The following is a 26,127-nucleotide window of genomic DNA, read 5'->3' on the forward strand; positions in this document are numbered from 1 at the left end:
TCGGTCAGCGGTCGTTCGGCCACGTCAGCCGCAGGTAGGCGGCGGAGAAGGCTCCGAGCACGAGGAACAGGAGCACGCTCATCGCGGCGGCCATGCCGAAGTCGTGATTCACGGTGAACGCGTAACGGTAAATGAGCACCATCACCGTGATGGTGTCCGGGTTGGTGGTGCCGGTGAGCTGGAACGGCTCGATGAACACCTGCATGGTCGCCACGATTTGCAGCATCAACAAGACGAGCAGGATGAAGCGCATCTGCGGAAGGGTGACGTGGCGAAGGCGCTGCCAGACATTGGCCCCCTCGAGCTCCGCCGCCTCGTAGAGCTCCCCCGGGATGTTCTGCAAGGCCGCGAGGTACATCAAAGTGGCCGTCCCCATGTTCGCCCAGGTGGACACGAGCACCAGCGACAGCATGGCCGTGCGCGGCGATTGGGTCCATTGCGACTCGGGCAAATGGGCCCCGCGCAAGAGCGTATTGAAGAGGCCATTGCCGGGGTCGTAGAGGTATTGCCACAAGAGCACCACGACCAGGGGCGGGAGCATCACCGGCAGGTAAACGGCAATTCGAAAATAGCCTTTGAAATGCCGCAGCTCGTTGACGACCACCGCCAGAAAAAAGGGCGCCACATAGCCGAACATCAGGGCCAGGCCCGTGAACTCCAGGGTGTTGCGCCACGCGGTCCAAAACAGCGGATCTCCGAAGATGGCGCGGAAGTTGTCGAGGCCCACCCACTCGGGCTCGGTGACGAAGTCGACCCGCTGAAAGCCGAGGATCACCCCGCGCACCAACGGATACCACGAGAAGAGCGCGAAGCAGGCGATGGCCGGCGCCATGAAGGCATAGGCCATCGCTTGGTCGGAGATCGGGTCCGGGGTCCGCCGTCTGCGCCGCCTCCCCCCGCGGATGGAGGTCGCGGTCATTTCACGGTCGCGAGGATCGTGTTGGCCTGTTTCTCCGCGCCCTCGAGCAGCGCGCCGATGTCGGCGTTGGGATCGGTCAGCACCTTGGCCATGGCGGTGTCGAGCACCGCATAAATCCGTTGGGCGAGCGGGGGCTCCAGCTTGAGCGGTACACCGCCCGTTGCCGCACGAAAGGGCGCATAGTTCTGGGCCGGCAGGTTGCCGTGCTCGCGAAGCGCGTTCTCCAGCTTTTGACGGGGCTCGCCGGTCCAAATGGCCGGCTCGGGCAACCCCACGGGCTGCTTGGCCTCCGCTTCGCGTTGGTATTGTTCGCCCAATCGATCCGGGTTGTCGTACTTGAAGGCGAGCCATTTCAGGCCCGCCTTGATCTTCTCCGGGCTCGCCTTGGCGTTGAACATGAACCCTTCGCCCCCGGCGAGCGTGGCCTTTCCGCCCGGTATGGGGCCGAGCCCATATTCGTCGTAGTTGCCTTTGAATTGACTCACCAGCACCGGCACGTTGTCCGACGTAGCGATGTACATGCCGAGCTTTCCGGCCGCCATCATCTGCAGCAAATCGGCCCACTCGAGGAACTGGCGCGCGCCCATCGAGTTGTCGGTCCAGCGCATGTCCTTGAGCTGCTGGAGCACCTGCTTGCCCCTCTCGTCGTTGAAGGCGGCCCTCCAGGTCTCGCCGTCTTTAACGGCGATTTCGCCGCCGAGTGAATAGATCTCGGCCGTGAAGTGCCAGCCTCCCGTGTTGCTCTTGCTGTAGTCTCCATAGCCAACGATGCCGTCGCCCAGGGCGGCGATCTTTTTGGCGCAGGTTCGAACGTCGGCCCATGTTTTGGGTGGAACGTTCGGATCGAGTCCGGCTTTTGCGAACAAAGTTCGGTTGTAGAGGAGACCCATCGAATAATTCTTCCAGGGCAGCCCATACACTTTGCCGCCCAACCCCGAGAAGACCTCGAGGAGCTCGGGGCGTAGATGCTTTGCCGCGGGGATCGTATCGAGGTAGGGCGTGATCTCCGCCACTTGCTTTTTGGCGATGAGGTTCGGCGGATCCGTGAAGTAGACGTAAAAGACGTCCTCGAGCTGACCGCCCGCCAGCTTGGTCGTAAAGGTGCGCGGGTCCATCTTGCCCTCGTGCGCGTCGATTTTGATGTTCGGGTTCTGCGCCTCGAAGGCTTTGACGTCATCCAAGAACACCTGGCGTTCGAAGGCTTCGGTCGGCGGCGGAAGCGCGTTGACCGTGAGGGTGATGGTGCCGCTCTCCCCGCCCGCTCCTTTTTCCTGCCCCGCGCCCCCGCCTCCCTGGGGGCGGTTGCAGCCTGTGCAGCCGGTCAGCACGACGATGCTCGCAAGGGCCATCCAGCCCGACGTTCTCGTGTTCACTCCGACCTCCCTCCGAAACGTTACGGCCTGTGCAAAAGATACACATCATCGTGCAAAAATGCGACAAACGGCGCCTTGCCGCATCTTTTTGCGATGACGCAGTGAGCTAAAGGCCCGTTTAACGACGTGCGGGCGCGGCGCCGGTGGAGCCGCGCACCACCAGCTCGGGCTCGAAGAGCAGCTCGTCCGAGCGCTCCGTGGTGCCGGCGATTTCGCCCGCGAGCAGCCGCACGGCCGCTTGCCCCATCGCCTCGATGGGCTGACGGATGGTGGTGAGCGGCGGATCGGTGCACGCCATCATGGTCGAGTCGTCGTAGCCCACGATGGATACGTCGCGCGGAACGTCGAGCCCCGCGCGGCGCACCCCGCGGATGGCGCCGAGGGCCAAGACGTCGCTCGCGCAGATGATGCCCGTCACGCCGCGCTCCACCAAGCGCGCCGCCGCCGCGTGCCCGCCCTCCATGGAAAAGATGGTGCGCTCCACCCGCGCTTCATCGCCGCGCTGGCGCACGAACGCCTCGTATTTGCGGGCCGAGGGGACGTGATCGGCCGGGCCCAGGATCATGCCGATGGCGCTATGGCCCAAGGACGAGAGGTGCCGGTGCGCTTGCTCGACCGCCACCGCGTCGTCGGCCGAGACGCTCGAGAACCCCAGGCCCTCGATGCCGGCGTTGATCAAGACCGCCGGCAGCCCGCGCTCGAGCATGCGGTGGTAATGCCCGTGATCCGCGTCGCCCTGCGCGTAGTTGCCGCCTGCGAAGACCACGCCCGAGACTTGTTGCTCGAGCAACATGTCGACGTAGTCCGACTCGGTCACCCCGTGCGTGGTGCGGGTGCAGAGCACCGGGGTGAAGCCGCGGCTGGCCAGCGCGCCCGCCACCGCCTCGGCGAAGGCGGGAAAGATGGGGTTTTGCAGCTCGGGCAGAACGAGGCCCACCAAGCGCGCCCGCTCGCCGCGGAGCTTGACGGGGCGCTCGTAGCCGAGCACGTCGAGGGCGGTGAGCACGGCGGTGCGGGTGGGATCGGAGATGCCCGGTTTGCCATTGAGCACGCGGCTCACGGTCGCCTCACTCACCCCGACATACTTCGCCACCTCCGCCAGCCGACGTGTCATGCATGCAAGTATACGGCAGCCGCGTGCAATTTATTGCATGGGCTTTGCGCCGTGGCGCGTGGCGCGTTCGAAACGCAGCTTCATGGCCAGGATCCAGAGGCTGAACCCCAAGGTCACCACATTGGCGACCACCACCGGCCAGGCGCGGGCGGACAAGCCGTAGGCGATCCAGAGGGCAACGCCGGTGCTGAAGACGATGTACATCCCAATGGAGACGCCTTCCGCCCGACGAGTTCGCCAGATGAGGAGGGCTTGCGGGATCAGCGCCGCCGTCGTCAACGACGCAGCGACATATCCAACCAACTCGGACAACGCGATGGCCATCAAAAGAGTGCGGCATCGTTAGGTGCACTCCAAGCGGCTGTCTAGAGGAGAGTCGCGCTGGGGTCGCTGCGTCACCCGCTGTTTTCGTTTGCTCCCCGTGAGCGTTACCCAGACACGTCAGGGAGCGTTCCATTTCTGGTTGGCGGCCCCCGTACAACTCCAGATTTGCAGCGGCGTGCCATTTGCGGAGTTGTTGCCGGAGACATCCAGGCACTTGTTGGCCTGCGGGTTCACGATGTCGCGGCCGGCGGAGATCGTCCACTTCTGCGCCCCGCTGCCGTTGCAGTCGTAGAGTTGAACTTTCGTGCCGTCGGCCGTCCCGCCGCTGGCCACGTCCAAACACTTTCCGAGCGCGCGAACGGACTGGTCCGATCCAAATGTCCACTGTTGGGCATTCGTGCCATTGCAATCATAGAGCTGCACGGCGGTGCCATTGGCGGGGTTGGCGCCGGCCACGTCCACGCACTTGCCGGCGAGCCCGGTGATGGGGCCCGTGCGTCCGCCCGTGCTGCTGGCGGTGACGTGCACGTAATCGACCACGAGCTGCTGCGGAAAGACGGTGCTCGCGTCGGGATCGCCCGGCCAATAGCCGCCGACGGCCAGGTTCAAGATGATGTAAAAGGGATGATCGAACACCCAGCGGTTGCCGCCGATGTCGGCCGGCGTTTTGGTCGCATACGCATTTCCGTCCACCGAGAAGGTGACCGAGCCCGGCGCCCAATCCACGGCGAACGTGTGGAACCCATCGGCGAAGGCTTGCCCATTGGGGAGCGTATAGCCGGCACCGACCCCGCCGGCTCCCGAGTACCCGGGGCCGTGCAAGGTGCCATGCACGGTGCCGGGCTCGAAGCCGACGTTTTCCATGATGTCGATCTCCCCGCTGGCCGGCCAGCCCACGGTGCCGATGTCATTGCCCAGCATCCAGAACGCCGGCCACATGCCCTGCCCGCGCGGCACCTTGAGGCGCGCCTCGAAGTGGCCATACGCCTGGGTGAAGGTGGCGGCGGTGGACAAGCGCGCGGAGGTGTACTGACAGCGCCCGTACCAGCAATTGTAGTTGCCGGGGTTCTCGCGCCGCGCCGTGATCACCAGGTGGCCCTGGCCATCCATGGCGGCGTTGTTGGTGCCCGACGTGTAGTACTGCCGCTCGTGGTTGTTGACGTTGTCGCCCGTCTCGTACCGCCATTTGCTGGTGTCGATCGCGCTTCCCGCCGGACCATTGAAGTCGTCGGTGAAGGTCGCCGTTGCAGCATCTGCGGGCCCGGGGCTCGCGGCCAGCCACGCGGCGCCGAGCACCGCGACCCATCCAATCTTGCGCTGCACCATGACCATGGGGAGCTCCTTTCGGTCATTGGAAATCCAGATGACGCGCGCTTCGGGTGCACGGGGCGTGCCGTAATGAGGATGAGTATCCTCATAAGGATTTCCCGCGCGCATTTTCGCCCGACCGAGGAGTGCTGGGCTCGCGATCCGCCATGATCGATGCGATCATGGGGGGTTGCGGGGATGAGCGTGAGCTCGCCTCAGGCGGGCGCGAAGAAAAATGCGAAACCGCTGCGCGCGGCGGTCGTACCCTGAGCAACACCATGCACCGAAGCCTTTTCGTGATGTTTGCATGCACGGCGCTCGTGGCCGCAGGCTGTAGCAAGAAGGACGATGGCGAGGGCGCGCCGAAGCTCGCAGCCAGCGCGAGCTCGCTCCCCGTGTCCAAGCCGCCGCCCACGGCGATGGTCGTGAAGTACGCCATCGCGCCGGATGGAAAGACGCACATCGACGGGCCTGCGCCGGCCGAGCATTTGAAGGGCGATACATCGGTGTCCGCGGGCGCGCTGGACGTCGATTTTCTGAACCTCGCCAATACGCGCGGCGAGGTGAAGATCGATCTCACCTCGTTGAAGACGCATACGTTCGATAGCGAGCCGCAGGACTCGAAGCAGACGAAGGACGCCGCCGGCTGGCTCGAGGTGGGCGACGCCGTGACCCCCGATGTGCGCGAGGCCAATCGCTGGGCGGTGTACTCGATTCGCTCCATCGATGGCCTCAGCGCCGCCGACGTGACGAAGGTGCCGGCGGTCTCCGCGAAAGACGGCGAGACGCGCACGGTCATCGTGACGTCGCACGGCGAGCTTTTGCTCCACGGGCACAAGGTCGACAAGGAGGTGCCGCTCGAGGTCCGCTTTCACTATCCGGCGGGGGCGGCGGCCGAGAGCCATCCCACGTCGATGGACATCACCACCAAATCGCCGTTCAAAATTACCATTGCGGAGCACGACGTGAAGCCGCGCGACAATTTGGGTAAGCTGGCCAAGCGCGCCTTTTCTTTGCTGGGGACCAAGGTCGCGGACGTCCTCGACGTGACATTCGAGCTGCGCGCCACGCCGCAATGAAGAAGACATCGAACTCGAAACGAAGAAAGGAACGTTTGTCATGACCAAGTTGAACGCATCGAGCATCGCCGGAGTTCTTGCCACCCTGGGAACCTCCGCGCTCATCGTCGCGTGCGGCGGCTCGCCCGCGCCCGAGGCCAACGCTCCGCCCGCGGCCGAGACGAGCACCAGCGCCCCCGCGGCTCCGGCCACCGCCCCGGCGTCGGCCACCACCCCGTCCGCCGCGAGCGAGCCGATGGCACCGTCGACGTCTGCCGCGAGCGGCACGTCGGGCAACGTCGCGCCGAGCGCCGCTGCGGCACCTGCGACGCCGGCGGTCGCGGCGCCCAGCGAGCCCGCGCCCGCGGCGAAGCCGGTCACCGCGAAGAAGCCTGGAAAGAAGCCGGCGCCGGCGCAGGCCAGCTGCGGTGCGGGCACGTGCGGTTCGGCGCCGCCGCCGCCCACCAAGAAGTAGTTCGAGGAGGGGTCGTGCGCGCGAAGGTCGGCCTGGGTCTTCGGTGGGAGTTCGTGGACGAGCTCGTGGCGGGCTTGCCCGAGGAGCTCGATTTTCTCGAGATCGCACCGGAGAATTACATCGGGCGAGGCGGATACCACCGGGCCGGGCTCCTACGCCTTGCGCAGCGCTATCCGCTGCTCGCGCACGGGCTCACCTTGTCGCTCGGGGGGACCGAGCCCTTCGATGGCGCCTTCTTGCGCGAGCTCCGCACGTTCCTCGAGGAGGTGCGGGCGCCGTATCACTCCGATCATCTTTGTTTTGGCGCGAGCGGCGGGCGAGTGCTTCACGAGCTCTTGCCGATTGCGTTCACGCGCGCGAGCCTCGGGCGCATCGTCGATCGCGCGCGGGAGGTGATGGACGCGCTGGGGATGCCGCTCGCCGTCGAGAACATCAGCTATTACCTGCCGCCCGGGCGCGCCGAGATCGAGGAGCCGGATTTCCTGGCGGAGCTCTGCGAGCGCGCGGGGTGCGGTCTTTTGCTCGACGTGAACAACGCCTTCGTCAACGCCACGAACCTCGGCTTCGACGTGCAGCGCTGGCTCGATCGCGCGCCGCTCGAGCGCACCGTGCACATTCATGTCGCCGGCGGCGAATGGATGGACGCGCCGGGCGGGGAGCGGCTGCTGGTCGACACCCACGGCGCCGACGTCCCCGATCCCGTGTACGCGCTCTTGGAACGCGCGCTCGCGCGCACCGGCCCCGTGCCGATTTTGCTGGAGCGCGACCACGCGATCCCGCCGCTCGACGGGCTGCTCGCCGAGGTGCGAAGGGTGCGGGCGGTGGCGGATCGTGTGTGGACTGCGGCGGGCGGCGGGATAGAGGGGTACGCGGCTGGGCAGGTAGCTAGGTGGCTAGGCGGGCAACTAGAGGACGAGGCAGGCGGCTAGGCGGACGCTCCGAGGAGGATGTGCTCGTCCGCCAGCGCGGCCAGCGCCTCGGCGACGCGGGCGAGGAGCGCATCGTCGATGGCGGCCGATGATTCGCCGCGTACGGCGTGCGCGAGCGTCGCACCCGCGAGGAGGCGTTCGAGCACGGGGGCGACGTCGGGCGCGATTTCGCGCGTGTGGACGGCGTGCTCGCGATCGCGAAAGACGAGGACGGTGGCGGCGCGCGCCGAGGGCGGATCGCCGTCCTCCTCGTGAACGGCGTGCGCGAAGTGCGCGAGGCGGGCGGTGGGCTCGAAGACGACAGCGCGATCCAGCGCGAGCTCGTCGCGCGCGGCAGGCGCCGGGGCAGGGGCGGCGATGGCCACGTCGAGCTCCAGCGCCTCGTAGCGCGCGAGATCCGCGAGGTGGCGGGGAAAATCGGCGCCGCTCCACCGCGGTACGCCCCAGCGTACGAGCTCCGCGCCCATGTCGCGGAGGTAGTGGGTGCGTGTGCACGCTTCCGCGAAGAACGCGCCGAGCTCGCGCTCGAAGGCGCCGCACCGTTCGAGGCACGCGACCGTGCGCGGAAGCAGGCGTCGCGCCGCGCCCTCGAGATTTCCGCGCACCAGGCGGCGGTAGAGGAGCAGGCGCCGCGCGTGCGCCTCGAAATGTGCGCGCTCCTCCGGCGAAAGATCGGCCGCATCGAGCCCTCGTTCGACGGCCGTCTCCTCGTCGGGGAAAAGGCAAATCGCCGTGATCAGCTGCTCGCGCGCTTCATCCATCGTGGGCTCCTGGATCAATGATGATCGCGATCATGGATAAGTCAAAACCCATGATCGCATCGTGCACCCCGCGCGAAAAGACGCCTTGGATCGCACGGTCCGCGAGCCATTGGCGGGCTGGTCCCTCATTTGCTTTTTGTTGAAGGTAACCGGTGTCATAGCCCAAAATTTGCGAAAGGACGCCCTATGTTCGCCACCAAGCCCCACCCCACCATCTCTCCGATCCCGCCGTCCGCCTTCGCCTGCATCGCCCTTCCCCTGGTCCTCATCCAAGGCTGCAGCGCAGACGCTTCCGAACGGGAGGACGACTCCACGATCTCGGCGCTCGATCGCGCCTCGACGTCCGCGGCGACCCCCGACGACCATTCAAGTTCCGCCGACGCCGACCCCGACGTACGGAACCTCGACCCGAGCACCGCCGAACCCCTCGACCCCGATCCGAGCACCGCGGCCGCGGCAGCCGCACCCCAATGGGCGGGCCAATTCGCAGGGTTCCGCAGCTCCTCGTGGCAATCGGCGTGGGGCTACACGTCGCAAGGCTCGTGGGGCCTGGGGCAGCTCAGCGCCGTCTCGGATTCGAGCGCGCCCGGCGGCGGATCGGCCCTTCGGGTCTTTTACGGAAAGGGCTCCTCGGCCAACTCGTGCACGAACTGCCCAAACCCGGGAGGGGGACAGTTCCACACCAAGCTCTCGTCGCTCGGCTCCGCCGGCAGCACCATGGCCAACTCCAAGACGTTGGACCTCAAATACAACGTGAAGTTTCCCTCGGGGTGGAGCTTCGGCAAAGGCGGCAAGCTGCCCGGGCTCTACGGTGGCAACATCGGCGAGGCCTCCGGCGGGAACCATGGGTGGGGATGGTCGACCCGGTTCATGTGGCGCAACCACGGCGGCGCGCCCAACGCGGGCGAAGTTTACTTGTACACGCCCAGCAACGCGGGGCCGAGCGGCTACGGCGTGGACTACTTCGGTAACTGGAAATGGACGGCCGACGGCAAATGGCACACGGTGGAACAACTGGTGAATCGATCCACGGGCGATGTCACCGTGTGGTTCGATGGCAAACAGGTCCTCGCTGAGCCGGGTATCGCAAAGGGCATTTCTAACATTCCGTTCAGCGGCATATTCTTCTCGACGTTCTTCGGCGGTCACGATACGAGCTGGGGCCCCAGCGTCTCCGAGTATGCTTACTTCGCGAACTTCTCGCTCTCCACGGGGATTCAGCACTAGCTCCGCGCATCGAACCCCGCGCCGGGCGGCGCGCCGATTCGAATTTGGCGCGCCGCGTCGCGCTCCAAGACGGTATTCGTAGTTCGTTTGGGGGTTGCCTTCGCGCGCGTGCGACCACATGCACGTCGGGTCGACCGGTGCCGGGGGGCGAGCTTCTTGTCCCTGAGCGAGATACGAAATGCTTCGACTCCGATTGCGCTCCGCGGGAGCCTGTATCACCGCGGCTGCGGCCGCGCTCGTCTGCAGTATGCCAAATACGGCGTCGGCCGAAATCAGCTCCGACAGGGTCGAGTTCATGGGCTATGGCCGCATGGGGATCGGCTGGACCAAGAGCGGTCAGGTGGTCTCGGGCCGCTACATGAACTTGACCCGGCGAAGAGCCCTCGGCGGCCGCCTCGAGGAAGGCGATTACCTCGAGCCGATGATGCGGCTGCACCTGAAAAAAGCCGACAAAGACAAAGACACCGAGACCACCGTCGATCTGGTGACGAGCTTCGAGATGTACTCCTCGGGCGGCTCCGTCGTCAGCTCCCTGTCGAACGGCGACACCGATAGCATCAAGATCTTCCCCGAGCAGGCGTACATCCAAGCCAAGAACGTGTTCACGCCCGGGCTCGAGATCTGGCTGGGCTCCCGCCTGTATCGTAAAAACGATATCCACATCGCCGACTATTATTATTTCAACAACCTGCCCGCCCAGGGCGTGGGCGCCATCTACACGCGCCCGGGCTTCGGCGAGATCGACGTGGCCATCCTGACCAAGACGGGCTCCTCGCCCTTCTTCCGCACCAACGTGGGGATGCCCGACGGCCCGCCGCAGCAGGTCACCCGCCAGCGGACGATGTTCGTTGCGGAATACAAATACCTGTTCGGGCCCAAGACGAGCTTCGTCCAAGCCCTGGGCGAGCTTCACGTGGTGCCGCGATCGGGCAAGCAAGACATTCAGACCGACGCGGCCGTGAACCCACCCGACTGGGGCGCGGTGGGCGGCGCGAAGGTTCACCTGGACTTCGGCGGCGATTCATTTAGCGACACATCCATCCGCTACGGTACCCGCATCGCCAACGGCGCCGAGAGCGGGGGCTCCACCTTCGACACCTTCGGCTCGACCGCGGCCGACGGCACGTACAAAGGCGCATACGGTGTGGAGCTCGTGGAGCACTTCGGCATCGACATCCAGCGCGTCGTCGGCATCAATGGGTATTTCGCGGCCCACTACAGCCAAGGAACGAGCGACTTGGCGCCATCGGCGACACCTCGGGATGCCAACGCGCGTTCGGACTACGTGGTCGGCGTCAGGCCGACCATCTTCGTGACGGACCAGTTTCACATGATCACCGAGGCCACCTTCCAAACGCGCAAAGACGATGGAAAGGCTCAAGGGATGGCCGTCAAGCTGTCGGTGGTCCCCACCATCGTTCCCAGCGGTGGCCGCAGCATGTGGACCCGCCCGCACATCCGCGGCATTTACACGTTGGGCATTTACAACCAGGCCGCGCAGGATCAGCTGATGTCGCAGTTCCTCGAGACCGTCGGCCCGACGAAGCTCGCGCACTTCGTGGGCGCCCGCACCGAGTGGTGGTTCTGAGCTCGAGCCGATAGCACGAGCGGTCTGCCGAAAAAGAGCCCGCCGATTTTCGCGCGCCCCGCGGATGTGTGAGACTTTGCCCATCGTTCGGATCGGAGGACGTCATGAAACGTCGGCGCGGCGGGGCATCGGTCGTCGGTGGGGTGGGGTTCGCGGCCTTCGTCATGGGCCTATGGAACTGCAAGGTGGCGCCGGACAGCGAGGCGCCGGCCGGTGTCGCTCGGGCCGAGTCCAGCGCGGTGGCCGAGGGCGAGTGGCCCGCCTACGGGCGCGATCCGGGGGGCGCGCGCCATTCGCCGCTCGCGCAGATCACGCGCGACAACGTGGGGCGGCTCCGGCGGGCGTGGACGTACCGCACGGGCGATATCGCCTATGTGCTCAATCATCCGAACATCAGCACCTTCCAGTCGACCCCCATTTACGTATTTGGCTCGCTCTATGTGAGCACCGGCTTCGACCGGGTGATCGCGCTCGATCCGGAGACGGGCACCGAGCGTTGGACGTTCGATCCCAAGGTGAACCTGCGTGTGCGGTATCTGCCGAGCCTCACGTCCCGCGGCGTGGCCTCGTGGGAGGATCCCGCGGTGGGCCCGAGCTCCTGCCGGCGCCGCATCTTCCTCGCCACCCTCGACGCGCGGCTGGTGGCGCTCGACGCCGAGAGCGGAGAGCCTTGCGCCGGCTTCGGGCGGGCGGGCTTCGTCGATCTCGGGGCCGGGGTGGAGGACTTCGCGCCGGGGCGCTACGGGATGACGTCGCCGCCGGCCATCGTCAACGGGATGGTGGTGATCGGCTCGATGGTGCTCGACAATGCGACCATCCATGTTCCACGGGGCGTCGTGCGCGGCTTCGATGCGCGCACGGGGGCGCTCGCGTGGAGCTGGGATCCGATCCCGCGAAGCGCGTCCGATCCGGGCTACGAGGCGTGGTCTCCCGAGGACGCCGCGCGCGCGCGGGCGGCCAACGTGTGGAGCATGATGGCGTCCGATCCCGAGCGCGATTTGGTCTTTTTGCCGACGAGCTCCCCCGCGCCCGATTACTACGGCGGCCTGCGCAGAGGGCCGGGGCCGCACGCCAATTCGCTGGCGGCGCTGCGCGCGTCCACGGGGAAGCTCGTGTGGGCATTCCAGGTCGTGCACCACGATATTTGGGATTACGACGTGGCCGCGCCGCCCGCGCTGACCACCGTGCACCGCGACGGCAAAGATTGGCCGGCCGTTGCCGTAGCAACGAAACAAGGGCACCTGTTCCTCCTCGATCGCGACAACGGCAAACCGCTCTTGCCGGTCGAGGAGCGCCCGGTGCCGCCCAGCGACGTTCCGGGCGAAGTGGCGAGCCCGACGCAGCCTTTTCCGGTCGCGACCCCCAACTTGACCGGCGAAACGCGGGTTACGCCGGACGATGCGTGGGGGCTCACCGCCATCGACCGCGAAGCGTGTCGGGCCATCCTGGCGGGCGCGCGCTCCGAGGGCATCTTCACGCCCGTGAGCACGCGCGGGACGATTCAATTTCCGGGGCCGCTCGGGGGCGTGAATTGGGGAGGTGTCGCCATCGACGCCCATCGCGGGCTTTTGATGACGAGCGTGAATCGTTTGCCGTATCTGGTGCGGCTCATTCCACGCTCCGAGCTTTATGTGCCCATGCCGGGTGAAGACGTGGGCGAGCAGGCCGGCACGCCGTACCGCATGGCGCGGCACGTCCCGCGCGGGCCGCTCGTTCCCTTGCCGTGCACCAAGCCGCCGTGGGGCAAATTGGTGGCCGTCGATCTGGCCACGGGGGCCATCCGTTGGGACGTTCCCTTGGGGCGCATGCCGGGGCTGGAGCTCGTTCCGGGCTCCGAGACGTGGGGCTCGATGGCGCTGGGCGGGCCCATCGTGACCGATGGCGGTCTGGCCTTCATTGCGGCCACCATGGATAACGTGTTGCGAGCCATGGACGTGGACACCGGAAAAGAGCTCTGGCGTGCGCCCTTGCCCACGGGGGGACAGGCGACCCCCATGACATACCGCGCGCCGAGCGGGCGGCAATTCGTGGTCATCGCGGCCGGCGGGAGCGTCTTTCTATCGAGCCGGCCGGGCGATCATTTGGTGGCGTTTGCGCTGCCGGATTGATCGGCGGCTCGAGGCGCTCGAGCGGCTCGAGCGGCTCGACGGCCGGTTCAGAATCGGAGACGCAGGGAGAGACCGGGCGCGTTCGTTTCGCCGGCGGCCGTGAACGAGCTTCGACGGGCGCTCGTGTGCGGCGAGGATGGCTGCTCGGTTCGAGGCGCCGATGCCAGGGGAATCACCTGGAGCTCGACTTTGTCGGGGATGAAGAAGAAGAGCGTCCCGGCGGCGAAGGCGCCCGCGGAGATGGCAAATGGAACCATGTATGTCGGGCCGATGGAATGGCTGCAGTCCTCGGTCTCGTGGTCGCACGCAAGATCTCCGCCCGACAGTACGAAGATCGTCAGCATGCCGATCAGGCCGGCCGTGAACGGGAGGATTCCGATCGAGCGCAACCAGGCGCGGGACGAATGTGTTCCCTCGATGCGCGAGGGGCCACGGATGTCGACCGGAAACTTGCCGTCGATGTTCGCGTCCCCTCCGTGGGAGAGCGCGAGCGTCTGTGCTCCCAGTGAAAGCGGTGCGACGCACGGTGCCGCGCAAAGCGGTACGTCCCCCGTTTCGGTTATGCGATACAGCCGTACATCGGATTTGTTCGCCGTAAAGCGAACGTCGATCGTCGGGCGGTTATCCGCGGGCGCGGACGCTGCGGGTGCGGACGCTGCGGGCGTCGCGGGACCAGAAGCCGCGGGCGTCGCGGGACCAGAAGCCGCGGGCGTCGAAGCCGCGGGGGGCGATGCCGAAGCAGGTTGCGCAGATGTGGCGGCGGAGATGGTGAAAAGAGATAAGGCACCAAAAAGGGAAGCGAAGGATCGAGCGATCATGGTCGTGCATTTTCGCGCCGACGGTGCTTGTCAACGTCGTCGTACGCGACGGTGGAACGTAGCTAGCACTTCGTGTGCCTCCGCTTGCGCACCGACGACGGCGGGGAGCGGGAGCCTCGCCGCCCGCATCGAGACGATGGCACACACTGGAGTACGATATCGTCAGGGCCTTTGCTCCGGCGTCGACCGTTCACGGTGTCTCACGATGCCTGTGTACGGCTGGCAACGCCCGGTACGGCTCGCAACCCAACGCCGCCGCGAGGTGCCTGTTCCGGCGGAAAAATGCCGATTCAGAAAAAATTACGAGCCCTGCTATCCTTTTGGCGGCCCTCGCCGTTTTTCGCGCATGAGCACATCGTCCACCGATTCGCTGGGTGAGCTTTCGGGCACCGTCAAGGGCTCCTGGCATCAGTTTCTCGACGTCTACGAGCCGCTGCGGCCGGAGCTTTATCGGTATTGCCGCTACCTCACCCGCAGCCCCTGGGACGCCGAGGATCTCACCCAGGACACCCTGGCGCGCGCATTCTCGACCTTGGCGCGCATGGTGGAAGGGCCGCCCAATCCAAAGGCGTGGTTGTTCCGGATGGCGTCGAACCTCTGGATCGATCAAATGCGCCGGCGGCGCGAGCTCGCATTCTCGGAGCGTCTCGAGGGCGAGCCCGCCATTCCGCACGAGCTGCACGAGCCGCACGAGCCGCGCGCGGCCCGGGAAGCCGCCGGCACCTTGCTCGTGCGGCTCTCGCCGCAGGAGCGCGCGGCCGTGGTGCTCAAGGACGTGTTCGAGCTGACCCTGGAGGAGATCGCCGAGGCGCTGTCGACGACGACCGGCACCGTGAAGACGGCGCTTCATCGCGGGCGCGGCAAGCTGGTGGAGCCCGAGCCGGAGAAGGCCGCAGAGCCGGCGGCCGCCGCGGTGCTCGATGCGTTCTGCGACGCGTTCAACGCGCGCGATCTCGATCGCCTGACGGCGCTCATGCTCGACACGTCCACCATCGACGTGGTCGGCGTCACCACGGAGTACGGCGCCAAGTCGGCCCGCATCCGCATCCTGCCGGGAATGCTCTTCGGCAGCGAAAAGCTGGCGGATCCCACCTGGACCGGCATCGATTGGAGCCTCCGAAAGGGGAGCCACCCGACCCCGCCCCGCGCCGAGGTGCGCATCTACCGCGGCGAGCCGCTCTTGCTCTCCTGGTACCAGCACGACGACGGCGAGGCCGTGCGCGCCATCACCCGCATCGCCGTCGAGGGCGATCGCATCGCGCACCTCCAGAACTACTTCTACACGCCGGATTTCATCGCCGACGTCTGCCGCGAGCTCGGTGTTCCATTTCGCATCAATGGATACCGATATTGGAAATAGCGGCGCGCTGAGCTGATTCGAACGTCTCCAAAATACATATCGAGAAAGTGAGTTTCGTCATGGGTCTTACGCTGTATTCCCATCCGCTGGCCTCCTATTGTCAAAAAGTGCTCATCGCCCTCTACGAGCTCGAGGTGCCCTTCGAGCAGCACGTGGTCGATCTCATGAACCCCGCGGCCGCCGCCGAGCACATCGCGCGCTGGCCCGTGGGCAAAATGCCCTTGCTGCACGACGGCTCGAACGACCGCACCCTCCCCGAGTCGAGCATCATCATCGAGTACCTCGACCGGCACTATTCGGGAAAAGCCTCTGGAAAAGCGCCGCTTCTTCCGGCCGACACGGAGCGCGCGCTCCACGTGCGCCTGCAGGACCGCTTCTACGATTTGTACGTGCAAACGCACATTCAAAAGATCGTCGGCGATCGCATTCGTCCCGCGGGCGCGAGCGATCCGCACGGCGTCGACGGGGCGAAGACGCAGCTGCGGACCGCGTACGACATGATCGAGCGAAGCATGGCCTCGCAGCCTTGGGCGGCGGGCGCTGCGTTCACCATGGCCGATTGTGCGGCGGCCCCGGCGCTCTTTTATGCGAACCTGGTGGTGCCGTTCGGCGATACGCACCCGAACGCGGCCGCGTACTTGGCCCGCTTGCGCGAGCGACCCTCGGTGGCGCGCACCTTCGAGGAGGCGAAGCCGTACCTCCACCTCTTTCCGAGAGAGCCTCGGGCCTGAACGAGCCGTGGTGCGCGCTCAGCGCGCATCGAAGACGATGTTGTCGTAGTGATAGCGCCATCCCTCGTTCCACTCAGCAGGCTCCAAGATGCCGACGAACAGCGCGATTTCATCGAGCGTTCCGTCACCGACCCGCGCATGATCGATGAGGCTCGTTCCATCCATCGATGCGGTAAGGCGCCGTGCGGCACCGGCATCCACACCGTCATCGGCCTCGGCATTGGTCAAGCCGATATCGATATGCGCCCAGCGGCCGATCTCGGGCCGGCGTGCACCGAAGCCATGGTTGATGTACTGCTTGCCCGTGTCGGTTTTGAAAAATTCTTCCAACACGGTCTCTTCGGGCTTCACCAACAGGCTGATCCTGTTCTCGCTCGAAGTCGTTTTCAACCGCATCGAGATGGCTCTCGGCGGACGTTTGCCCGTGGGTGCGATGGCCATGAAGAGATCGAAGGAAAGGCGGACACTTTTGACCTTGCTACCGGCGAAGCTCCGTTGCATGAAGGCTTTGCTGTCTTGCGAGCTGTTGGAGATCTCCGCCAGGAGCGATCGCGGCGCGGAGAGCGCTTGGCTCGGGTCGGCCGTAAGTCGGTCGCCGGGCCAAACGCTCACCTCGAAATCGGCGTTGAAGAGGCGCTCGTCGTCGAAGTCGCGGCAGAACGTGACCGCTTGCCCTTGGCAGAAAGGCCCCGGGCGCGCACGGCCATCCGGTGCTCCGCCGTCCACGGCGCCCGGGTCCCCGGGTGCACCATCGTGGGTCTGGACGTTTGTGTTGCGGCTTAAGTCCTCGGGCGAGAAAACCAGAGAGCATGCGGCCGGCGCCAATGTCAGAATGCCAATGAGTATCGTTTTGCCAATGCGAGCCATTGCGATGGACATTGCGCCAATCGTTTTAGATTGCAAACACTACGTGGTGGATGTTATCGTGGCCCACGACTCGATGAGGGGTACGGCTTCCGCCAAGGTGGCCACTTCGATATAACCATGGCTCTCAGGGCTCACGCCGTGAACCCGCTCGTGCTCCCACGTGAGCGCGTAAGGAATGTGCACGGCGCGGCCTCCGATGGCCACGACCGGGAGCACGTCGGACTTGAGCGAGTTGCCGACCATGACGAAGGCGTCGGGCGAAGCGCCGCGGCGCTCCAGGAGACGGCGGTAGGTGGCTTCGTCCTTTTGCGAGACGACCTCCATGCCTACGAAGTGATGACCGAGGCCGGAGCGCGCCAGCTTGGTCTCCTGATCGAACAGATCCCCTTTGGTGACCACCACCAGCTGGTGCCGCGCGCTGAGGCGGGTCAGCGCTTCGGCGACGCCGGGGAGCGGCTCGATGGGGGCCGAGAGCATGACCCGCCCCAGATCGATGATGCGCTGGACCTCGGCGCCCGAGATGCGCTGTTCGGTGAGCGCGATCGCGGTCTCGATCATGGAGAGCACGAAGCCTTTGATGCCGTAGCCGAAGTGCTTGAGGTTCTCGAGCTCGGTGGCGTGGAGGCGTTCGTCGATGAAGGCATCATCGTGGTAAGCGCGAAGGATGGCGCGAAACCCCTCGCCGGCCGTCGCGAAGAGTGTCTCGTGGTGCCAGAGTGTGTCGTCGGCGTCGAAGGCGAGCAGCATGATGGTCGGGCCATCCTACTCCGAACGCGAAGCGAGCACCGTTCCGATCTCTTGGCCGAACGAAAGTTCCAAGTTGTTGCCGTCGGGATCGCGGATGAATGCCCAGTAGCCAACGGGATATCCACTGTCGCGCGGGCCCTCGACGACCCGCCCTTCACGGCGGGCGCGTTCACACTGCGCGTCGACGTGATCGCGGCTTTCACAGCCCACGCCCAAGTGGGTGAGGCCGCTCAAGCGCCCCGGATCGCCGGCGAGCTGAATGATGACCAGGACGAAGGCGCGCCGCGCGTCGGTCATCCAAGCGACGCGCCCGCCTGTCTCCGGATCGTCGCGCTCGTGGATGCGGTGCATGCCCCCGTAGCGTTCGTAAAATTCCGCGCTGCGATCGAGATCGCGCGTGGTGAGCGCGACGTGCGTCCATCCAATGTCGTGCATGGTCCGAATATAGGCCGGGTGCCCGATACGGGTAGCTCGCCAGCGCGGCGATTCACCCGTAAGCTGGGATCCAATGGATCTTCCGGTGCGACCTCCCGTGCTGCCGATGCTGGCCAAACGCGTATCCGAGCTGCCCGAAGGTGAAGGCTTCATTTTCGAGCCGAAGTGGGATGGCTTTCGTACGCTGGTCTTCCGCGACGGCGATGAAATCGTCCTACAGAGCCGCGACGAGAAGGAGCTCAATCGCTACTTCCCCGAGCTGCTCGAGCCGCTGAAAGCGCAGCTCCCGACGCGGTGCGTGCTCGACGGCGAGCTGGTCATCGCCAAAAATGGCGGGCTCGATTTCGAGGCCCTCCAGCTCCGCGTGCACCCGGCGGCGTCGCGCGTGAAGCTCCTCTCGAAGGAGATCCCCGCCTCGGTCGTGTTCTGGGATCTCTTGTGCGAGGGCGACGAGGATCTGTGCGGCGCGCCCTTTCGAGCGCGGCGCGCGCGGTTGGAGGCGCTGCTCGCCGAGGCCGAGCCCCCGTTGCACCTCACGCCGGCGACCACGGATCGCGCGGTGGCGGTCGATTGGTTCACGCGCTTCGAAGGCGCCGGCCTCGATGGCGTGATGGCCAAGCCCGCGGCCAGCGCGTACGAGCCGAACAAGCGCACCATGTTCAAGGTGAAGCACGAGCGCGAGTGCGACTGCGTGGTGGCCGGCTTTCGCTGGCACAAGCTCGGTGAGGACACCGTGGGCTCGCTCTTGCTCGGGCTGTACGACGACGCGGGGGTGCTGCACCACGTGGGCGTGTCCGCGAGCTTTACGGTGAAGAAGCGCCGCGAGCTCGCCGAGTTCTTGGAGCCATACCGCAAGGACGCCATGGTCGATCATCCGTGGAAGGACTGGGCCACGCCCGCGGCCATGGATTCGCGCATGCCGGGCGGCAAGAGCCGTTGGAGCCAGGGCAAGGATCTGTCCTGGGAGCCCATTCGCGCCGAGTTGGTCGTCGAAGTGGCCTACGATCATATGCAGGGCAGCCGCTTCCGGCACACCGCGCAATTTCGGCGATGGCGCACGGACAAGAGCCCGCGCGATTGCACCTACGCCCAGCTGGAGACGGTGGCGCCGGAGGAGCTCTCGGCCATCTTCGGCGCGCGCTGATTCAGCTCTTCGTCTTTTTCGTCGTCCGGCGCGCGTGCTGCTCGCGCCACTCGCGCGTGGGGTCGTCGTCCGGATCGGGGGTCTCTTGCGGCGGGCGCTGGGCCTCGGGGACGTGGCGCAGGTTGACCCGGACGCGGGTCCACGTCGAGGATCGGCCGCGCATGGCGTCGACCAGCACGTCGTCGATGGCCAAGAGCGCGGCCGCCTCCGGGTGCCGCGCCTTCCAGCGCTCCAGGCCCTCGAGCGCCGCCGCTTTGCTCGGCGAGTTGGCCACGACCACGAGCGGCATTTTGGCGCGCGATGGGGCGACGCGCGCGCGCTCGCCCTCACCTTTGCGAAAGTGGGGAGGCCAGGGCGCATCGCCGAGGCCGGACGCATCGTCGCGCTCTGCGAGCTCGAGCAGCGGCTCCAGCGAACCCGCGTAATCATCCATCTTCGCGTGCGGATCGCCGCGCTGGGCGAAGCGCGCGGGCACCGTGAGCACGGTGAAGTCCGCGGGATCGCAGTCGGCCACCTCGCTCCACTCGAGCGGCGTCGAGACGCGCGCGTCGGGGAGCGGGCGAACCGAGTAGGCCGAGCAGGTGGTGCGATCTTTGGCGTTTTGATTGTAATCGAGGAAGACGCCGTGGCGCTCCTCCTTCCACCACTTGGAGGTCGCGATCTGGGGCGCGCGCCGCTCGATCTCGCGCGAGAGCGCCAGCGCGGCCCGGCGCACGTCCGTAAAGCCCCAGCGGGGCTCGAGCCGTACGTTGATGTGCATGCCGCGCGAGCCGCTGGTCTTCGGCCAGCCGGTGAGCTTCTTCTCCTCGAGCAGCGCGTGGACCTCGAGGGCCACCCGGCGCACGTCGCTCCAGGGCACGCCCGGGCCCGGATCGAGATCGATGCGCAGCTCGTCGGGGTGCTCGAGGTGCTCGGCGCGCACGGGGTGCGGGTGAAGCTCGATGCAGCCCAAGTTCACGATCCAGGCGAGGCCCGCGGCGTCGTCGACCACGATCTCTTCGGCCGTGCGCCCGGAGGGAAAGGACAAGGTGACCGTTCGCAACCAAGGGGGGCGCTTTTCGGGTGCCCGCTTTTGGTAAAAGGCCTCGCCCTCGGCGCCGTCGACGAATCGTTTGAGCACGATGGGGCGGCCGCGAATACCGCCCAGCGCGCCGCCGGCCACCGCGAGGTAATAGCGAACGAGCTCGAGCTTCGTGAGCCGCGTCTCCTTTGTAAAGTAGGGCTTGCTCGGATTCGTAACTTGAATGTCGTGCCCGTCGATCGTGAGCACGGCCGCTGTCTCTTTGGTCGCCACCGCACGAAAATACACGACCGGTCGAATATTGGCACCTGGCGCGCTTTGCAGCCGCGCCCGGCGCCAAGTCCCTCATTTGTGCGACATATCGGCATTTGCCTGACCATGTTGCACACCGCGCATCGCGTGCAGCGCCGAATTCCTCGATGAAAATTCGACGAAGGAGCGCGTGCGCGGCCGCGTGCAGCGGACTTTTTCTAGGTGGATGTTTGGCGCCATCCGCGTCCGATGCAGCCGGCGACGACACGCGGCGCGCTCCGTTCGTGAACGGCGCCAGAGACGAATCGCGTGTCGATCCGGAGTCGGGCGCCCTCGAACGGGCATGGCTAGTAAGTAAAGCGTAAAGCTCGTTGCGAGCTCGAGCTGCGAGGGCGAAATTCCGATCGCGATTTGATCGGCATGCCGCCGTAGGCTCGATTAGATTCACCTCATTGCTTAACTCGAGGTGATGGCTCGATGATGATCCCGAACAAACGCTCGATCGGCGCTCTCGCAGCAGCATGCAGCGGACTTTTCCTCGGGGGGTGCTCGGCGCCCCTGGCGCCCGATGGGGAGCACGGCGAGACGCGCGCCCGCCGCGATGCGCTCACGTCGGACGACGAGGCGATCGTGGTCACCGAATCGGGGCCGGTCAAAGGCGCCCTCTCCGACGGCCACCGAAGCTTTCGCGGCATACCGTATGCGGCGCCACCGGTGGGGGCGCGCCGCTGGCAGCCCCCCGCGCCCGCGGAGCGTTGGACCGAGGTGCGCGACGCCACCCAGGCGGGCAGCGTCTGCGTGCAAGGTGGTGGCGGCGGCAGGCCCGTGGTGGGAAGCGAAGACTGCCTCACCGTCAATGTGACCACTCCGCGCGCGCGGCCGTCCGCGAAGCCCAAGCCGGTGATGGTCTGGGTGCACGGCGGCTCCTTCATCAGCGGCGACGGCGCCCGTTACGACCCTCCCCGCTTGGCCGCGCAGGGCGACGTGGTGGTGGTGACGATCAATTACCGATTGGGCGTCTTCAGCTTGCTCGCGCACCCGAGCCTCGAAGGCACCAACTTCGGGCTCCTGGATCAACAGGCGGCTTTGCGCTGGGTGCAGCGAAACGCCGCGGCGTTCGGCGGTGATCCGGGCAATGTGACCTTGTTCGGCGAATCGGCCGGCGGGGTGAGCACGTGCGCGCAACTGACCTCGCCATCCTCCGCCGGCACGTTTCATCGCGCCATCATGGCGAGCGGAAATTGCACCATCGATTGGCCCGACCAAGGGCTCGATCCCGATCTCTCCGCGAGCTCGGGGTGGCTGACCCGCCCCGAGGCCGAGGCCATTGGCACCGGCATGGCGCGCGGTGTCGGCTGTGCCGATCCGGGGACGGCGGCCGATTGCTTGCGCAACCTCCCTGCGGGCGATCTCTTGCGCTCCAGCGCGGTGCAGCTGCCCCCGGCTTATGGATTCCGCCATCCCGTCTACGGCACGCCGTCCTTGCCGCTGCACCCGGCGCAGGCTTTGGCGCGAGGGCGCTTCCATCGGGTGCCGGTGATCTCGGGCTCGAATTTGGACGAGGGCCGGTACTTCACGTTGAAGTTCCACACCATCCAGCCGATCACGGAGGAGCGATACCGGCAATTGCTCGCCACGTCCTACGGGGAGCACGCCGATGACGTGGAGGCGCACTATCCGGTCTCCGCGTACGCATCGCCGGCGCTGGCTTGGGGCGCCGTGATCACGGATCGGGTGCTCGCGTGCCCGACCCTTCGCACGGATCGGCTCTTGGCGAGGTTCACCGCGGTTCATGCGTACGAGTTCGCCGATCGTCGCGCGCCGGCGATTCTCCCGGTCCCGCCGGGGATGCCGCCCGGCGCCACGCACGGGTCCGAGCTTCCATCCCTCTTCGATCTTCCGGGCTTCGATCCGAAGTTCACGGAAGAGCAAAAGGTGCTCTCCGAGCGAATGGTTGGATATTGGACGCAATTCGCCCGAACGGGAAATCCCAATACCCATGGGCTCCCCGGGTGGCCGCGGTTTCGTTCAGGCGCGGAGATCCCGTATGTTCAATCACTTGCGCCAGGAGAAGGTGGAATTGGCGCTGTCGATTTCGCATCATTGCATCAGTGCGACTTTTGGGCGAATATTCGGTGAATCAGGGGTGACGTAGGTGCGAGAACCTCGGTTTCTCTCGGAAATCGAGGTTCTCAGACGATCGATCCACCGGGTGGACACGGGGACGTGCGTGCCTCGGGGGCGCGTTTTTACCGTGAGACCGGCGAAGGGAAGTCGGTATTTCGGAAAAATACGCGACGGCGTGGAAAGTTGCTAATGGCATATTGCGTGCTCTTTCGATGGGGCTGATGGGATTGGGGGGAATGGTGAAACGGTACGCACAATCCAATTCGAAAGGCACACCATGAAATATCGCACGCAGCGCTCATCCATGTTGTTGGCCGCCACCGCGTTCGCGGCCATCGGATTCCTTGCGTTTGCACCGGGGTGCGCGTCGACGGACGATGGCTCGTCCGACGGCGAGCAGGGCACCGCCGAGACGACCGAGGAGCAAGCGCTGGCCGAGAAGTCGCTCGCGCCGCAGGAGGCCAACACGAGCGAGTCGGATCCGGAGCCGCTCGCGTCGGTGGATGAAAGCGCGCTGGATGAGGCGGCGGTGGCCGCGGCCACGCCCGAGCAGAAGAAGGCGATTCAGTGGATGAAGAACCACCTGGGGAGCACCGGGTGGGAGCACTACTGCGAGAAGGCCGTCGAGAACGCGTACGGCACGAGCGGCGTGTGGGCGAGCGCCAAGCAGCACTGGCAGAACGCGACGGTGCACAACAACCGCAACGCGCCCTATGGCGCCTTCGTCTACTGGAACATCAGCCAGTGGGGCCACGTCGGGATCTCCGACGGAAACGGCGGGTTCTACTCCACCGGCATCGGCGGGAAGATCGGCCACAAAACGAGCCTGGGCTACTTTGGGAGCTACGTGGGGTGGTCGACGGGGACGCGTCCGCGGCGCTGATTCGACGTCCGCTATTTCGTTTTGGGCGGCGCAGCCCGTCGCCCCTTCGCCGCCTTGGGGCTCGTGAATCGAACCCCGCGGTGGGGGCGCTCCTCGGCCGCGAAGCGTAAGAGGCGTTTGCCTTCGGCGGTCAGGGCGGCGATGTCTCTCTTCGCCAGCGGCGCGAAGGGTTCGATCGTCAGGGTCGCGGTATCTTTGTGCTCGTCGATTTGCCAAAGTCCCGCGACCCGCCCGTCGACCAGGATGGTCGCCCGGATCAAGCCGTTGATGGTGAAGACGCGCGCGCGGTGCTCCTCCGACAGAATATGCTCGCGGTTGGCGTGCGAGAGGAGCACGTTGTCGAAGTCGGGGAGAAAGCGCGCGGGCGCGGCGATGTTGGGGCTGGGGCGCGGGGCGTCGGGCACATCGAACAGCTCGCGCCCGTCGTCCCCTTCGAAGGTGCAGAGCTGCGGACGAAGCCGCTCGAAGGCGGCGCCCAGACGGGTCAAGCCGGACCACTTTTGCGCGTCCTGAACGCTGGCCGGTCCGAACGCCGCCACGTAGCGGAGGACCAGATCGTCGATGGTTGCGTCCTCGTTGAAGGGCGCCCCGAGCCAGTGCTCGAGGGTGGTCGAGGTGGCTTGACCGCTCGCCCCCCAGATGCCCCGCGGCGGCACCTGCACCAGCGGCAGCATGCACCGGGTCAAGCGGACCAGCTCCTCGGCCGGGTAGTCCGGCCATCGCGCGGCGAGCAGAGGGCCCAGCTCCGCGTTGGTTCGAGGGCGCTCCTCGAGCACGATGCGCGCGGCGGCGGCGACGGCTGCCGCGTCGATGCCCATCAGCGCCTTGCCGCCCGGCGTGGAATAGAGACCGCGTTCGATGGCGGCTTGCAACGGCCGGCGGAGTCGAAGGCTGTCGCGCGCGGTCACCAGGTGCACGGTCCCGCGCATGAGCGCGATGCGCACGGCCTGGCGCTCGAGGAGCAGGCGGGAGAGAGCGCCGTGCTCGAAGTCGTTCAGGCGGGTCCACAAGCCGAAATAGGGCGGCATGGGCGCTTGCGCCTGCAGGCCCACGAGGTGCTCGAGGGTGGATTCGGCGGAGCGATCCTGCCGTTTCAGGAGAAATTGACGCGCGAGCAGGGCGCGGTTCAGGGCGCGGGGGCCGAGGACCTTGGGCATCGAGGTTCTTTCCGCATCCTCCGTTAGCATTGCGCGCACGGCGTGTCGCGGCATACTCGCGCCATGGGGTCGAAGGGTGCGGTGTGGCGGTTCGCGAACGCGTTGCTCCTCGTTGCGATGGTGCTGGGCACCTTTGCCTATGGCAGCCATCCCATCGCGCGGTACCCGACCGTGGAGACGCCGTTCATCGATCGCGACACGTTCGAAGGCGTATCGTGCCCTCATCTGCACCCGCCCCCGTCCGACACCTTCGAATGGGTCCCGGACGCCAAGCTCCTCGAGGCAGGGTGGCCCGCGGAGGTGGAGCGCCTCGAGAAGATGCCCTACCCCACCCCAACCCTTTCTGCGGGGAGGGGATCGACGCAACCCGGGTACTCGTACGTCCGAACGGAGACGACATCGCTCGGAAAGCTCGTCGCGCTGCGTGCGGGCACCGAGTATTGGTACGCGCTCCACGGCGCCGGATGGCCGGGCAAGGTGCAAGCGTTTCGAAAAGACGTCGCCGGATTCTCGGCGCACTTCGGCGAAATGCGCGATGGCTTCGCCATGGCGAGCATCGTGTCGGGCGGTACGTTGGTCAAGCTGGACGAAAGATTGCGCACCGTGACCGAGCGCCGTGGGGTCAGCCCGGGCGCCGTATCGCAATATCTGGAACGCGACGATGGCGACGGTATCTATATGATCGCCTCGCGCCCGGATCGGGTGCAAGTCGGCCATTTTCGGAGCGATCTTCGCGATGTCGTGCCCTCGACCAAGTTCGAGGTGCCGAGCGGGTCGAACATGCATTTCTTCCTGAGCGCGTACGGCCACAGCTCGGACAGGCATTGCATCGAGCTCGATTGCTCGTACGAGACACCGCAAAATCCCGAGCGCAGGTGTTCATCGCGCTATCTGGTGCTGGGGAAAGACCTGAACCCGGTCATGACGGATCGAATGCCCCTCGTGCCGAAGAAGAAGGTCGAGCTCCTTACCACTGTTTTCTGGGTGTCCGTGCTCGTCGTGCTCGTGCTCGCGGTGCTCTCGTGGCGATGGAAGGCGATCGCGCGCGCGATGGACCGTGGCAACATCGAAGGTGAAATCTCCGACCCCACGGCGGCGGAGATCGCGTTGCGCACGGCCGAAGGGCTCCATGTGCTGGCGCGCCGTCAGGTGCGGCTCTTGGGCTTTGGGGGTGGCGGCGGGGCGCACGGACCCTGCGTCATCATCGGGCGCATCGAGAAGGGCGCGAGCACCGCGTACCGCGGAGGTCCGTTCGGGTTCGTACCGGGCGCGCGCATCACCGTGCTCCGGGGGAACGTCGCCGCTGCGCACGAGATGATCCGCGCACGTAGGGACACGCTCGATCACGTGCTCACGACGTACGGCTTCGTCGCCCTGGCGGTCCTGTGGGTGTTTCGCTAG

The 26,127-nt window shown here is 66.2% G+C and carries 23 protein-coding genes and 1 pseudogene; 12 read left to right on the plus strand and 12 right to left on the minus strand.

What is annotated here, in order from left to right; all coding sequences use genetic code 11:
- Positions 1 to 4 precede the first annotated feature (4 nt).
- From LZC94_45170 to LZC94_45190, 5 genes are all read right to left on the minus strand, one after another.
- Positions 5 to 919, minus strand: coding sequence for a sugar ABC transporter permease (locus LZC94_45170; protein WXB14999.1), 915 nt, complete (start codon positions 917 to 919; stop codon positions 5 to 7).
- A complete protein-coding gene (locus tag LZC94_45175; protein WXB15000.1) occupies positions 916 to 2,292 on the minus strand; it encodes an extracellular solute-binding protein in 1,377 nt (458 codons plus the stop codon). The genes LZC94_45170 and LZC94_45175 overlap by 4 nt, the downstream gene beginning before the upstream one ends.
- A gap of 118 nt (positions 2,293 to 2,410) precedes the next feature.
- On the minus strand, positions 2,411 to 3,406 hold the full coding sequence (locus tag LZC94_45180) for a LacI family transcriptional regulator (protein WXB15001.1): 996 nt from the start codon (positions 3,404 to 3,406) through the stop codon (positions 2,411 to 2,413).
- A gap of 30 nt (positions 3,407 to 3,436) precedes the next feature.
- Positions 3,437 to 3,730 (minus strand): SemiSWEET transporter, encoded by a 294-nt coding sequence (locus LZC94_45185; protein WXB15002.1) that lies wholly within the window; start codon positions 3,728 to 3,730, stop codon positions 3,437 to 3,439.
- A gap of 117 nt (positions 3,731 to 3,847) precedes the next feature.
- A complete protein-coding gene (locus tag LZC94_45190) occupies positions 3,848 to 5,062 on the minus strand; it encodes a family 16 glycosylhydrolase (GenBank protein WXB15003.1) in 1,215 nt (404 codons plus the stop codon).
- A 254-nt stretch (positions 5,063 to 5,316) separates the two neighbouring features.
- On the opposite strand from LZC94_45190, the gene LZC94_45195 reads away from it, so the two are divergent.
- The 3 genes and pseudogenes from LZC94_45195 (at position 5,317) to LZC94_45205 (ending at position 7,500) form a co-directional block, all read left to right on the plus strand.
- The gene (locus LZC94_45195; protein ID WXB15004.1) at positions 5,317 to 6,117 is read left to right on the plus strand and encodes a hypothetical protein; all 801 of its coding nucleotides are present in this window, start codon (positions 5,317 to 5,319) and stop codon (positions 6,115 to 6,117) included.
- A 130-nt stretch (positions 6,118 to 6,247) separates the two neighbouring features.
- Positions 6,248 to 6,472: pseudogene (locus LZC94_45200) on the plus strand (hypothetical protein).
- Positions 6,473 to 6,585: 113 nt separating this feature from the next.
- Positions 6,586 to 7,500, plus strand: coding sequence for a DUF692 domain-containing protein (locus LZC94_45205; GenBank protein WXB15005.1), 915 nt, complete (start codon positions 6,586 to 6,588; stop codon positions 7,498 to 7,500).
- Here LZC94_45205 and LZC94_45210 read toward each other — a convergent pair.
- Positions 7,497 to 8,261: a hypothetical protein gene (locus tag LZC94_45210; GenBank protein ID WXB15006.1), complete on the minus strand. Its 765-nt coding sequence runs from the start codon at positions 8,259 to 8,261 to the stop codon at positions 7,497 to 7,499. The two genes, LZC94_45205 and LZC94_45210, sit on opposite strands and share 4 nt — an antisense overlap.
- Before the next feature lie 186 nt (positions 8,262 to 8,447).
- Between LZC94_45210 and LZC94_45215 the strand changes: the two genes are divergently transcribed.
- From LZC94_45215 to LZC94_45225, 3 genes are all read left to right on the plus strand, one after another.
- Positions 8,448 to 9,488, plus strand: coding sequence for a polysaccharide lyase (locus LZC94_45215; protein ID WXB15007.1), 1,041 nt, complete (start codon positions 8,448 to 8,450; stop codon positions 9,486 to 9,488).
- A gap of 178 nt (positions 9,489 to 9,666) precedes the next feature.
- A complete protein-coding gene (locus LZC94_45220; GenBank protein ID WXB15008.1) occupies positions 9,667 to 11,076 on the plus strand; it encodes a carbohydrate porin in 1,410 nt (469 codons plus the stop codon).
- A 104-nt stretch (positions 11,077 to 11,180) separates the two neighbouring features.
- Entirely contained in the window at positions 11,181 to 13,184 is a 2,004-nt protein-coding gene (locus LZC94_45225) for a pyrroloquinoline quinone-dependent dehydrogenase (protein WXB15009.1), read from the plus strand.
- Between the two features lie 47 nt (positions 13,185 to 13,231).
- Here the strand turns inward: LZC94_45225 and LZC94_45230 are convergent, their stop codons facing one another.
- A complete protein-coding gene (locus LZC94_45230) occupies positions 13,232 to 13,528 on the minus strand; it encodes a hypothetical protein (protein WXB15010.1) in 297 nt (98 codons plus the stop codon).
- A gap of 820 nt (positions 13,529 to 14,348) precedes the next feature.
- Between LZC94_45230 and LZC94_45235 the strand changes: the two genes are divergently transcribed.
- Both LZC94_45235 and LZC94_45240 read left to right on the plus strand, forming a co-directional pair.
- Positions 14,349 to 15,362 (plus strand): RNA polymerase sigma factor, encoded by a 1,014-nt coding sequence (locus tag LZC94_45235; GenBank protein WXB15011.1) that lies wholly within the window; start codon positions 14,349 to 14,351, stop codon positions 15,360 to 15,362.
- Between the two features lie 59 nt (positions 15,363 to 15,421).
- A complete protein-coding gene (locus LZC94_45240; protein WXB15012.1) occupies positions 15,422 to 16,093 on the plus strand; it encodes a glutathione S-transferase family protein in 672 nt (223 codons plus the stop codon).
- Between the two features lie 18 nt (positions 16,094 to 16,111).
- Here the strand turns inward: LZC94_45240 and LZC94_45245 are convergent, their stop codons facing one another.
- From LZC94_45245 to LZC94_45255, 3 genes are all read right to left on the minus strand, one after another.
- Complete coding sequence (locus LZC94_45245) at positions 16,112 to 16,594, minus strand: hypothetical protein (GenBank protein ID WXB15013.1); 483 nt, start codon at positions 16,592 to 16,594, stop codon at positions 16,112 to 16,114.
- A 405-nt stretch (positions 16,595 to 16,999) separates the two neighbouring features.
- Positions 17,000 to 17,707, minus strand: a complete 708-nt coding sequence (locus LZC94_45250) for an HAD family hydrolase (protein ID WXB15014.1) — start codon at positions 17,705 to 17,707, stop codon at positions 17,000 to 17,002.
- A 15-nt stretch (positions 17,708 to 17,722) separates the two neighbouring features.
- Complete coding sequence (locus tag LZC94_45255; GenBank protein ID WXB15015.1) at positions 17,723 to 18,142, minus strand: VOC family protein; 420 nt, start codon at positions 18,140 to 18,142, stop codon at positions 17,723 to 17,725.
- A gap of 73 nt (positions 18,143 to 18,215) precedes the next feature.
- Between LZC94_45255 and LZC94_45260 the strand changes: the two genes are divergently transcribed.
- The gene (locus LZC94_45260; protein WXB15016.1) at positions 18,216 to 19,286 is read left to right on the plus strand and encodes an ATP-dependent DNA ligase; all 1,071 of its coding nucleotides are present in this window, start codon (positions 18,216 to 18,218) and stop codon (positions 19,284 to 19,286) included.
- A gap of 1 nt (position 19,287) precedes the next feature.
- Here LZC94_45260 and LZC94_45265 read toward each other — a convergent pair whose 3' ends face one another.
- On the minus strand, positions 19,288 to 20,556 hold the full coding sequence (locus LZC94_45265; GenBank protein ID WXB15017.1) for a DNA polymerase domain-containing protein: 1,269 nt from the start codon (positions 20,554 to 20,556) through the stop codon (positions 19,288 to 19,290).
- 480 nt (positions 20,557 to 21,036) lie between these two features.
- On the opposite strand from LZC94_45265, the gene LZC94_45270 reads away from it, so the two are divergent.
- Positions 21,037 to 22,698, plus strand: coding sequence for a carboxylesterase family protein (locus tag LZC94_45270; protein WXB15018.1), 1,662 nt, complete (start codon positions 21,037 to 21,039; stop codon positions 22,696 to 22,698).
- Positions 22,699 to 22,963: 265 nt separating this feature from the next.
- The gene (locus LZC94_45275) at positions 22,964 to 23,569 is read left to right on the plus strand and encodes a hypothetical protein (GenBank protein ID WXB15019.1); all 606 of its coding nucleotides are present in this window, start codon (positions 22,964 to 22,966) and stop codon (positions 23,567 to 23,569) included.
- An 11-nt stretch (positions 23,570 to 23,580) separates the two neighbouring features.
- Here LZC94_45275 and LZC94_45280 read toward each other — a convergent pair whose 3' ends face one another.
- A complete protein-coding gene (locus tag LZC94_45280) occupies positions 23,581 to 24,726 on the minus strand; it encodes a winged helix DNA-binding domain-containing protein (GenBank protein WXB15020.1) in 1,146 nt (381 codons plus the stop codon).
- A gap of 63 nt (positions 24,727 to 24,789) precedes the next feature.
- Between LZC94_45280 and LZC94_45285 the strand changes: the two genes are divergently transcribed.
- Positions 24,790 to 26,127, plus strand: a complete 1,338-nt coding sequence (locus LZC94_45285; GenBank protein ID WXB15021.1) for a hypothetical protein — start codon at positions 24,790 to 24,792, stop codon at positions 26,125 to 26,127.

It is taken from the genome of Sorangiineae bacterium MSr11954 (assembly GCA_037157815.1).
GTDB lineage: Bacteria > Myxococcota_A > Polyangia > Polyangiales > Polyangiaceae > Pendulispora > Pendulispora albinea.